We start from the raw sequence: 11,120 nt of genomic DNA on the forward strand, positions 1-11,120 counted from the left end.
GTCGGGCGACGCGGCTTTATGACAGTCGTTATAAAGCACGGCCACGCTAGACTATGACGACTGTTATGGCCAGCGGGGCCGGAAGGGAACGTGCACGTGACCAAGCCAAGTCCGACGGCGCGTGAGCGGATCGTGGCCGGTGCGGCCGACATGATCAGCCGACGCGGTCTGAACGCGACGAGCATCCGCGAGACGGCCAAGCACGCCCGGGCGCCGCTGGGCTCGACGTACCACTACTTCCCCGAGGGCAAGCAGCAACTGGCCACCGAGGCGGTGCGCTTCACGGGAGCCTGGGCCGCCCGCAGCCTGCGCAAGGAGCTGGAGGCGGGGCCGGTCGCCGGACTGCGGGCCTTCCTCGCCCTGTGGCGGTCGATCGTCGTGGACAGCGACTTCCGGGCGGGCTGCCCGGTCCTCGCCGTCTCGATCGAGGAACCCCCGGCCGACGAGACGCCCACCGCCCTGGCGGCGGCCGCCGATGTGTTCGACGAGTGGGAGGGTCTGCTGGCCGGCTCACTGCGCGAACACGGCGTCGAGCCCGAGCAGGCGGCCCAGCTCGCGACACTGGTCGTCGCGGCGGTCGAGGGAACCGTGGCCATGTGCCGCGCCAAGCGCAGTACGCAACCGCTGGACCACACGGCCGCCCAGCTCCAGGCGCTCATCGTCGGCGCCATCACCGACTGACCGCACCGGCCTCGCGGGAGCCCGGCGGTCCGGGACCCGTCCCAGTCGCTCACCCACACCCCGGAGGGCTCCGCGGCCTCACCCCGGCGTACGGTCACCCGGCCGCCGCGCCTCCTGGCGCTCCCCGCACACCTCCGCCCGGCCGGAAAACGCTTGGACTGCGCGGCCGGCATCGCGGGACACTTCCGGACTCGACCCGAAACCTCACACATCCGTTGCGGCGATGGCCCCTGCCCGCACGCGCGGCGTGGCGGGCGGCCACAGAACGACACAGGGGTGGGATGGAAACGCCGGAAACACACAGGGCTTTACCGGGCAAGCGCTCGGTGCTTCTCGCACTGCGCTACTACGGAAGGGAGTTGTCCCGGCTGCGCCGGTGGACGGCACCCGCGATGCTGCTCTCGGCGCTGGGCAACATCGGCATCAACTACGTCGCGCCGCTGATCGTCGCCAAGCTCGTCGCCGACATCGCCGGGAACAAGGACCTCACGGCCGGCTCGACACTGCCGTACGTGCTCGGCTTCGCGGGTGTCCTGCTGGCCGCGGAGGCACTGTGGCGCGTCGCGCTGCACTGCCTCACCCGTCTCGACGCCCTGGGCATCGAGCACCTGTACGTGATCGGGATGGACGAACTGTTCGCCAAGGACGCCGCGTTCTTCCACGACAACTTCGCCGGTTCGCTGACCAAGCGGGTCCTCAGCTTCGCCTCCCGGTTCGAGCAGTTCGTCGACACGCTGACCTTCCAGGTCGTGGGGAGTTTCGTGCCGCTGGTGTTCGGGGCGGTGGTGCTGTGGCGCTACGAACCGCTGCTCGTCGTCGGCCTGCTGGTGATGATCGCGCTGACGGCGGTGCTGGTCGTGCCGCTCGTGCGGCGCCGTCAGGCGCTCGTGGACCAGCGTGAGGAGGCGATCGCCCGGGTGTCGGGTCATGTCGCCGACAGCCTGATGAACATGGACACGGTGCGGGCGTTCGCCGCGGAGGGGCGCGAGGCCGCCGAGCACCGGTCCCGGGTCGCGACGTCCCGCCGGCTCACCATGCGGTCGTGGGACTACGGCAATCTGCGCATCGACACGGTGGTCGCGCCGATGTCCGTGCTGACCAACGCGATGGGCCTGCTCCTCGCGGTGACGCTGGGCGGCGGCGCGCACGGGGTGGAGGCGGTCGTGGTCGCCTTCGCCTACTACAACAACGCGACGCGGATCATGTTCGAGTTCAACCAGATATACCGCCGGCTGGAGAGCTCGATGACGGAGGCCGCGCAGTTCACCGAGCTGCTGCTGACGCCGCCGACCGTGCTCGACCCACCGGACCCGGAGCCGCTGCGGGCCCGGGCCGCCGACGTCCGCTTCGAGAAGGTGACCTTCGCCCACCGGGGCGGCCGGCCGCTGTTCGAGGGACTCGACCTGGCCGTGCCGAGCGGGGCGAAGATCGGCCTCGTGGGCCGGTCGGGCGGCGGCAAGACCTCGCTCACCCGGCTGCTGCTGCGGATGACCGACATCGACGGCGGCCGCATCCTGATCGGCGGCCAGGACATCAGCCGGGTGCGCCAGGCCGATCTGCGCGGGCGGATCGCGTACGTGCCGCAGGACCCGGCGATGTTCCACCGCAGCCTGCGGGACAACATCGCCTTCGCCCGGCCGGACGCCACCGACGCCGAGATCCTCCGGGCGGCCGAGGCGGCCCATGTCACGGAGTTCGCCGACGCGCTGCCCAACGGCTTCGACACCATGGTGGGCGAGCGGGGCGTCAAGCTGTCCGGCGGTCAGCGCCAGCGGGTCGCCCTCGCGCGGGCGGTCCTGCGGGACGCGCCGATCCTGCTGCTCGACGAGGCGACCAGTGCCCTGGACTCGGAAAGCGAACTGCTGGTCCAGGAGGCGCTGTGGCGGCTCATGGACGGACGGACCGCGCTCGTGGTGGCGCACCGGCTGAGCACGGTCGCGGGCATGGACCAGCTGGTCGTCCTCGACCGCGGCCGGATCGTCGAGCAGGGCACCCACCAGGAGCTGCTCGCGATCGAGGGTGCCTACGCGAAGCTGTGGCAGCACCAGTCGGGCGGCTTCCTCGACGACACCTCCGGGCGGGCCGAGGTGCTGTAGCGCAGGCTCGCTCACTGTCGTCCCAGGGCCCGTGCCCGGGCCGCCAGGGCCTCCAGCAGGAGGTCCACCGCCTGCTCGAAGGAGCTGTCCGCCATGGCGGGCAGCTCCGGGCGCACCGCGGTCAGGGCCGGGTACGCAACCGGATCGAGGTCCTGGTAGACGTCACGCCACGACCGGCGGTCGGCCTCGCGCTGCTGCGGAGGGAGGGCCTGGAACGCCGCCTCCGCGGCGGCTTGGCTCAGCACGGTGTCGATGAAGGCCAGGTAGAGCCGTGCGGCGTCGGCCGACGGGAAGCCCGCGGTGAGCAGCAGGCCGATCCCGGTCTCCACGGCACGGATCTCGTTCCGGCGCCGGGTCACGCGATGGGCCGCCATGGCCGCCGCGCGTGGATGCGCGAGGTATCCCGCACGGACCCTGAGGGCCATCTCGCGCAGCGACGCCACCCAGTCGTCTCCCGGGGTGAAGCCGGCCATGGCATCACCGATGATCCGGTCGGCGATGGCGAGCACCAGGTCGTCGGTGCCCTGGAAGTAGCGGTACAGCGCGGTCGGGTCGCAGCCCAGGGCCGCGCCGAGCCGGCGCACGCTCAGCGCCTCGGGTCCGTGCTCGCCGATGAGCCGCAACGCGGTCTGCACGATCAGGTCCTCCGACAGCAGGACCCCCGAACGGGTCGGTCTCCGACGACGGCGTTCCTGCGGGACACGGGTGGTCATGACCGGCACTCCTCTCCTCGCGCGGCGGCGGTGTGGCACACCGGCGGTCTCGCGGATCAACGGTTCGCACGCATCGAGGGCCGGACGCGCCGACGGTCCGACGGCTTCGCACACCGACGGCTTGCGCACCGGCGGTCTCGCACACCGGCGGCTCGCAGACCGGCCTCGCGCACCGGCGGTCCCGCACTCCGACCGCTTCGTGCTCGCCGGCGGTTCCTCGCTTACCGCAGTGAACGACCCTCGCCGCCTTACGTCAACAGGGTTGACCCAATGTGGCCCCCGGCTGTTCCATCACAGTCCCGCGCGGCTCTTCCCACCCCGTCCCCCCGAGGAGCCCTTCATGTCGTCCGCACCGCCCTCGTCCCGCCCCGCGCTGCGCCGTTCCCTCGGCGTGGTCGACGGCGTCGCCATCGCCGCGTCCAGCACCGCGGCCACCACCAGCATCGCCATCGGCATGGGCACGATCGCCACGATCGTGGGCCTCCAGGCACCCGCGCTCCTGCTGCTGGCGTTCCTGCCGGTGCTGGGCATCGCCCTCGCCTACGCCCGGCTCAACCGCTCCGAACCCAACTGCGGCAACGGCTACACCTGGGTCGGCAGATCCCTCGGCCCCTGGCCCGGCTTCCTGACCGGCTGGGTCACGCTGGTCGGCTCGGTCATCTTCTGCGCCTACACGAGCGCGATCATGGGCTCGGTCGTGCTGGCCTTCGCCAACAAGGCCGGTCTGCGCAGCCTGGCCGGCATCGCCCTCGATCCGACGTCCACGGGCGTCTGCACGGCGGTCGGGCTGGTGATCCTGCTCGCCCTCACCGTCCTGGCCGTCACCGGAGTCCGGGGCGCGACCCGGTTCCAGTTCGCCCTGCTGGTGTTCGAATACGCGGTGCTGCTCGGCTTCTGCGGCTGGGCCCTGGTCACCGGTGACCACGCCGTCTCCCTGTCCTGGTTCAACCCGTTCGAGATCTCCAGCGGCACCCGCTTCGCCCAGGGCATGGTCCTGGCGGTGTTCTTCTTCTGGGGCTGGGACGCGGCGTTCAGCGTCAACGAGGAGACCAAAAACCCGGGCGACTCGGCTCGCGGCGGGCTCATCGCCCTGTTCGCGATGCTCGGCCTGTTCCTCTTCGCCTCGGTGGCCTTCCAGCGGGAGATGAGCCTGGCCGAGCTCGTCCGCAACGGCCCGCAGGCCCTGCCCTACCTCGGGCAGAAGCTGGCCGCCGAGCCGTGGGCCACCCTGCCCCTGGTCGCCCTGATGTTCTCCGCCGTCGCCTCCGTGCAGGCCACGCTGATCCCCACCGCGCGGGGCCTGCTCGCCATGGGCCGCGACCGCACCATGGGTCCGCTGTGGACCCGGGTCCACCCGCGCTACGGCACACCCGCCGCGGGAACGGCAGTCGTGATGTCCGTCGCCGCGGTGATCGCCGTGCTCGCCTTCGCGATCCCCAAGCTGAGCGACATGCTGCTGGCCGCCGTCAACGCGATCGGCCTGATCGTGGCCCTCTACTACGGCCTCACCGCGCTCGCCTGCGCCGTGCGGTTCCGCTCCGCACGGCACGAGGGAGCGCGCGAGGCGCTGCTCGCCGTCGGCGTGCCCGCCGTGTCCGGGCTGGTGCTGCTGGGCCTGGGCGGCTACCTCGGGTACTCGTACCTCACCATGAGCGACCACTTCGAACTGAGCCCGGACAACGGGTGGTTCATGTTCTCGCTGCCCGCCGTGATCGTGCTCGCCGGCCTCTGCATGGCCGCCGTCGCCAAGTACGTCCGGCGCTCGCCCTACTTCACCACCGGGCGCGGCACCGATGCCGAAGCCCTCACCCTGCCGATGGACCGCACGGCGGTCTGACCTCCATGGAGCTCACCCCCATGTCGCACCCCCCTGCCCCGGGATCCGCCGACCTCGTCCTCACCGGCGGCCCCGTGCACACCGTCGACCCGGCCCGCAGCCGCGCCACCTCGGTGGCCGTGCGCGGCGGGCGGATCGTCGCCGTCGGCCACGACGAGGTGCGCGAGCTGATCGGGCCGCGCACCGAGGTCGTCGACCTCGCCGGGAAACTGCTGCTGCCCGGCTTCCAGGACGCCCACGTCCATCCGATGGGCGCGGGCCTCGAACTCGGCCTGTGCCACCTCGGCGACACCACCGACGCGGACGCTTACCTGCGCAGGATCGCGGCGTACGCGCGGGAGCACCCGGACGTCGAGTGGATCACCGGGGGCGGCTGGTCCCTGGAGGCGTTCCCCGGCGGCTCCCCCACGGCCGCCGCCCTCGACGCGATCGTCCCGGACCGCCCCGTCTTCCTGCCCAACCGCGACCACCACGGTGCCTGGGTCAACAGCCGGGCCCTGGAGCGCGCGGGCATCGACGCCCGGACCCCCGACCCCGTCGACGGCCGGATCGAGCGCGACGCCGGGGGCAACCCCACCGGGATGCTCCAGGAGGGCGCCGTCCACCTGGTGGGCCGGCTGGTGCCGGACCCCACGCCGGAGGAGCAGCTCGCCGGCCTGCTCCGGGCCCAGGCAGTGCTGCACTCCCACGGCGTCACCGCCTGGCAGGACGCGATCGTCGGCACGTACGCCAACCTGACCGACCCGGCCCCGGCCTATCTGACGGCCCTGGACCGGGGTCTGCTCACCGCTCGGGTCGTCGGAGCCCTGTGGTGGGACCGCGAGCGGGGCGCCGAGCAGATCGGCGAACTTCTGGCCCGGCGGGAGGAGTTGAGCCGGGACCGGTTCCAGGCCGGCACCGTGAAGATCATGCAGGACGGCATCGCCGAGAACCACACCGCCGCGATGCTGTCGCCCTACCTGACCGGCTGCGGCTGCACCTCGGACAACAGCGGCATCAGTTTCGTCGAGCCGGGTGAGCTGCGGAAGTACGTCACCGAGCTGGACGCGTACGGCTTCCAGGTCCACTTCCACGCGCTCGGCGACCGCGCGGTGCGGGAGGCGCTCGACGCCGTGGAGGCCGCCCGGGTCGCCAACGGCAACCGCGACACGCGCCACCACCTGGCGCACCTCCAGGTCGTCCACCCCGACGACCTGCCCCGCTTCCGCGCGCTGGGCGCGAGCGCCAACCTGCAGATGCTGTGGGCCGCCCACGAACCGCAGATGGACGAACTGACCCTGCCCTTCCTGGGGGCGGAGCGCGGTGCGTGGCAGTACCCCTTCGGGGATCTGCTGCGGGCCGGTGCGACGCTCACCGCGGGCAGCGACTGGCCCGTCAGCAGCCCCGACCCGCTCCAGGCCATCCATGTCGCCGTCAACCGGGTCTCCCCCGAGGCGCCCGGGGGCACGCCGGCCTTCTTCCCGGAGCAGCGCCTCGACCTGGGCACCGCCATCGCCGCCTACACCGCGGGCAGCGCCCATGTGAACCACCTCGACGACAGCACCGGCAGCATCACCGTCGGCAAGGCGGCCGACCTGGTCGTCCTCGACCGCGATCCGTTCGCGGGTCCGCCCGAGGAGATCGCCGACACCCGCGTCCTGGAGACCTTCGTCGAGGGCAGGCGGGTCCACGACGGCGCCTGAGCGTGGTCCAATGCTCCGGGGATCGTCCGTACGGAGGAGGATGACGCGCGGTGGGGTCGTCGGGGGACGGAGTCATGCGGTCCGTGCTGTGGGTGCTGCTCGCTGTCGTGGCACTGGGCGTCGGAGTGGCGTCGGCCCTCGAGGTCCGCGGGGCGCTGGAGCGGGAGCGGGAGTACCGCGGCGCGCCGGGGTGCGCCGCTGCTCCCGTGAAGGCGTCGGGGTGCGTGTGGGAGCAGGAGTTCACCGTACGGAGCGCCGCCCTGAACCGCGGCAAGCGGAGCGAGTCTCCAAAGGCGGAGCTGGTGCTGCCGTCCGGTGAGCCGTGGGAGGTGGCGTTCCTGCGCACCGAGCCCGTGATGTCCGAGATGGAGCCGGACGAGAAGGTCGTCGGTGTGATCTGGCACGGTCGGGTCGTCGAGGTGCGGGACGCCGAGGGCCGGCGGCAGCAGACGTCCGACGGGCCGGTGGGTTGGCCGGAGGACCGGCTGGGCGGTGCGCTGGCCTGCGTCTCGTTCGGTCTGGCGGCCCTGGTGGGCGGGGTGTGGCCGCTCTTCGCGCGGGGCGACGAGCGTCATGTGACGGCGGCGAAGATGGTGCGGTGGCACGGCGTCGGCCTGGGCGGTACGGCGATCCTGACGCTCTGGGCGCAGGCGGCCAACGACTGGCCGCTGTGGGCCCTTCCGGCGATCTGGGGGCCGCTCGCGGTGCTGATCCTGGCGTCCATGACGGCCTTCGCCCTCGGCGCGCTGCGCGGCGATCTGGACGCCGACCCGCCCGCCCGGCAGGAGCCGCAGCCGCAGGTCTCGTGAGGGCGTGAGGCTCAGGTCTGCCGGGCGTGCACGGGAGTGTGGGCGACATCGTCGGGGCAGGGGCGGTGCGGCTGCGGGGTCCGTCGGTCGCGCCGCCAGTCGTAGGCCGCGAGGGCCAGGGACGTGGCCATGCCGACGAGCCCCGCGACCATCGCCAGGAACAGGGCACCGCGGTAGTCGTCGCTCCTGCTGCCGAGGACCAGGTAGTAGAGACCGGGCAGGGCGGCGGTGCCCACGGCGGCACCGAGGCGCTGCCCGGTCTGCAGGGCGCCGCCCGCCGCTCCCGCCATGTGCACGGGTACGTCCCGAAGCGTCATGGTGATGTTGGGAGAGATCACGCACCCGCCGCCCACGCCACCGAGGAACAGGACCGGGGCGGCGATCCAGGGCGCGATGTCGAGGGGCGCGAAGCGCAGCAGCAGTGCGGTGCCGCCCAGCCCGAGGATCACGCCCGTGAGTCCGCCCACGGTGAGCAGCCGGCCGAGCCGGTCCACCAGCCGCCCGGACACCCCGGCCGCGAGGGCCGAGCCGAGGGCGAAGGGGGTCACCGCGAGGCCCGACTCGAGCGGGGAGAAGCCCAGGCCGTGCTGGTAGAAGAGGGCGAAGACCAGCCAGACGCCGCTGAAGCCGATGAAGTAGAGCGTGCCGACGCCCGCGCCGACGGCATAGCCGCGCACGGTGGTGAACAGGCGCGGATCGAGCAGCGGCTGGGTCCCGCGGTCCAGCAGCCGACGCTGCCACCGGGTGAAGGCGAAGAGCAGCCCGGCACCGGCGAGGAACATCCACCACAGCCGGGCGAGGCCGCCGGTCTCCGCCTGGACCAGCGGGTACATGAGCGCGAGGACGCCGAGACCCAGCAGCAGGACACCGGGCAGGTCGACGTGTTCCCGGCCGGAGCGCCGGGTGCGGGGCAGCAGGCGACGGCCGAGGAGGACCGCGAGGATGCCGATGGGGACGTTGACGTAGAAGATCCAACGCCAGCCCTGGGCGCCTTCGGCCAGGGCGAGGATCAGGCCGCCGGTGAGGGGGCCGACTGCGGAGGAGATGCCGACGGTGGCGCCGAAGAAGCCGAAGGCCCGGCCGCGTTCGCCGCCCCGGAACATCTGCTGGATGAGCGCGGAGTTCTGCGGGGCCATGAAACCGGCCGCCAGGCCCTGGGCGAGCCTGGCCACCACCAGCAGGGTGATGTTCGGGGCCGCTCCGCAGGCCGCGCTGAAGAGCACGAAGCCGCTGAGGGCGACGAGGAAGATACGACGCCGGCCCAGGGCGTCGCCGAGGCGGCCCGCGGTGACGAGGGCGAGGCCGAAGGAGAGGGCGTAGCCGGACACCACCCACTGGACCTCGGCCGCGGAGGCGTGCAGCTGCTGCTGGATCGTGGGCAGGGCGACGGCCACGATCGACACGTCCAGCAGGCTCATGAAGCCGGCCACGAGTGTGACCCACAGGGCCCGCCACCGTTTCGGGTCGGGCTCGTACCCGCCCTCCCGCGCACCCTGGTCGCCGCCCGCCGCTGACGCCGTCACTTGGGCTCCTCTCACCAGGAACGCACCCGGCGACTCAAGTTCCCCCGCCGGGGCACGGGCACACTCCCGTCCCGGAGATCCTCCCGGACGGCGCGGCGACCCGCCTCCCGAGCACCCGTGCCTTTCCGTGATCAAACGGACGCCGCGCGAAGGGGTCTGTTTGAGCGCGCGAGATCTGTGCAGGCGTGGTGTTTGGGAATGCGAACGGCGAAAGGAACCACGTGATGGCGGAGACCGACAACGACGAGTCGGTGGATCCCGCGGCGGTGAGACGGCACCGGGTGCTGTTCCGGGCGATCGAGAAGCGACGCAACCCGAAGCTGCGCCGCAGCGACATCACGGTGACCGACGATGCGGCGGTCAAGCGCGCCACCAAGGCCGCCGCTCTCGGCAACGCGATGGAGTGGTACGACTTCGGCATCTACAGCTATCTGGCGTCGACCATCGGGCGGGTCTTCTTCCCGTCCACCAACGACACCGCCCAACTGCTCGGTTCCTTCGCGACGTTCGCGGTGGCCTTCCTGGTGCGTCCGCTCGGCGGCATGGTCTTCGGGCCGCTCGGGGACAAGGTCGGGCGCAAGCGCATCCTCTCCCTCACCATGATCATGATGGCGGTGGGGACCTTCGCGATCGGCCTGGTCCCCTCGCACGCGGCGATCGGTCTGTGGGCCCCGGCCCTGCTGATCTTCTTCCGGCTGGTGCAGGGCTTCTCGACCGGCGGTGAGTACGGGGGTGCCTCCACGTTCATCGCGGAGTACGCGCCCGACAAGCGGCGCGGCTTCTTCGGCAGCTTCCTGGAGCTCGGCACGCTCGCCGGCTACGTCGGGGCCTCCGGTCTCGTCGTCGTCCTGCAGATGCTCCTCAGCGACGACCAGATGCTGTCGTGGGGCTGGCGCGTGCCGTTCCTGGTGGCGGCCCCGCTCGGCCTCATCGGCCTCTACCTGCGGCTCAAGCTGGACGAGACGCCCGCCTTCCAGAAGCTGGAGGGCGGCCAGGCCAAGGCGAGCGAGGCGGCCGACGCCGTGGAGACCTCGGCGGCCGCCGACCTCGGCAAGATCTTCACCCGGTACTGGCGGCCGCTGCTGCTGTGCCTCGCGCTGGTCGCGGCGTACAACATCACGGACTACATGCTGCTGTCGTACATGCCGACCTACCTGTCCGAGGAGCTGGGTTACGGCACCAACCACGGGCTGTTGATCCTGCTCGTCGTGATGGTGCTGCAGATGTGCGTGATCAACCAGGTGGGGCGGCTCTCGGACCGCTTCGGGCGCAAGCCGCTGCTGATGGCGGGGATGCTCGGATTCCTGTTCCTCTCCCTGCCGTCGTTCCTGCTCATCCGGCAGGGCAGCGTCGTCCTCATCACCCTGGGGCTGCTGCTGATGGGGCTCTCCCTGGTCGCGATGCTCGGCACCATGTCGGCGGCGCTCCCGGCCATCTTCCCCACGCAGGTGCGCTACGGCTCGCTCTCGGTGGCCTACAACCTGGCGACCTCCATCTTCGGTGGTACGACTCCGCTGGTGATCACCGCTCTGATCGGCACCTTCGGCTCGACGCTGATGCCGGCGTACTACGCCATGGGCGCCGCGGCCATCGGTGTGATCGCCGTGCTGTGCATGCGCGAGACCGCCAACCAGCCCCTGGCCGGCTCCCCGCCGTCCGTGGAGACGCAGGCGGAGGCGGAGGAACTCGTCCAGGCGCAGTCCCCCCAGCCCCGGTTCTGACCCCTGCGACAGGCCCCGTCCGCGATCGTGCGGGCGGGGCCTGTCGCGGTTGGGCCCG

The 11,120-nt window shown here is 71.9% G+C and carries 8 protein-coding genes; 6 read left to right on the forward strand and 2 right to left on the reverse strand.

The window, feature by feature from the left end:
* Window positions 1-96: 96 nt before the first annotated feature.
* On the forward strand, window positions 97-681 hold the full coding sequence (locus tag ABT116_RS16270; protein ID WP_351633319.1) for a TetR/AcrR family transcriptional regulator: 585 nt from the start codon (window positions 97-99) through the stop codon (window positions 679-681).
* 281 nt (window positions 682-962) lie between these two features.
* Window positions 963-2,777 carry an ABC transporter ATP-binding protein gene (locus ABT116_RS16275; RefSeq protein ID WP_351633322.1) on the forward strand — a complete coding sequence of 605 codons (1,815 nt, stop codon included), beginning with the start codon at window positions 963-965 and terminating at the stop codon, window positions 2,775-2,777.
* Between the two features lie 11 nt (window positions 2,778-2,788).
* Here the strand turns inward: ABT116_RS16275 and ABT116_RS16280 are convergent, their stop codons facing one another.
* Window positions 2,789-3,490: a TetR/AcrR family transcriptional regulator gene (locus ABT116_RS16280; RefSeq protein WP_351633324.1), complete on the reverse strand. Its 702-nt coding sequence runs from the start codon at window positions 3,488-3,490 to the stop codon at window positions 2,789-2,791.
* A gap of 340 nt (window positions 3,491-3,830) precedes the next feature.
* Here ABT116_RS16280 and ABT116_RS16285 point away from each other — a divergent pair, with 340 nt between their 5' ends.
* The 3 genes from ABT116_RS16285 to ABT116_RS16295 all read left to right on the forward strand — a co-directional run bounded on the left by ABT116_RS16285 (window position 3,831) and on the right by ABT116_RS16295 (window position 7,818).
* Window positions 3,831-5,327 (forward strand): APC family permease, encoded by a 1,497-nt coding sequence (locus ABT116_RS16285; protein ID WP_351633326.1) that lies wholly within the window; start codon window positions 3,831-3,833, stop codon window positions 5,325-5,327.
* A 20-nt stretch (window positions 5,328-5,347) separates the two neighbouring features.
* The gene (locus tag ABT116_RS16290; protein WP_351633329.1) at window positions 5,348-7,009 is read left to right on the forward strand and encodes an amidohydrolase; all 1,662 of its coding nucleotides are present in this window, start codon (window positions 5,348-5,350) and stop codon (window positions 7,007-7,009) included.
* 74 nt (window positions 7,010-7,083) lie between these two features.
* The gene (locus ABT116_RS16295; RefSeq protein WP_351633331.1) at window positions 7,084-7,818 is read left to right on the forward strand and encodes a hypothetical protein; all 735 of its coding nucleotides are present in this window, start codon (window positions 7,084-7,086) and stop codon (window positions 7,816-7,818) included.
* A gap of 11 nt (window positions 7,819-7,829) precedes the next feature.
* Here ABT116_RS16295 and ABT116_RS16300 read toward each other — a convergent pair whose 3' ends face one another.
* Window positions 7,830-9,341 (reverse strand): MFS transporter, encoded by a 1,512-nt coding sequence (locus ABT116_RS16300; RefSeq protein ID WP_351633334.1) that lies wholly within the window; start codon window positions 9,339-9,341, stop codon window positions 7,830-7,832.
* Between the two features lie 224 nt (window positions 9,342-9,565).
* On the opposite strand from ABT116_RS16300, the gene proP reads away from it, so the two are divergent.
* Window positions 9,566-11,062 (forward strand): glycine betaine/L-proline transporter ProP, encoded by a 1,497-nt coding sequence (gene proP, locus ABT116_RS16305; RefSeq protein WP_351633337.1) that lies wholly within the window; start codon window positions 9,566-9,568, stop codon window positions 11,060-11,062.
* Window positions 11,063-11,120 lie beyond the last annotated feature (58 nt).

The organism is Streptomyces sp. NPDC002130 (assembly GCF_040296465.1).
Lineage (GTDB): Bacteria > Actinomycetota > Actinomycetes > Streptomycetales > Streptomycetaceae > Streptomyces.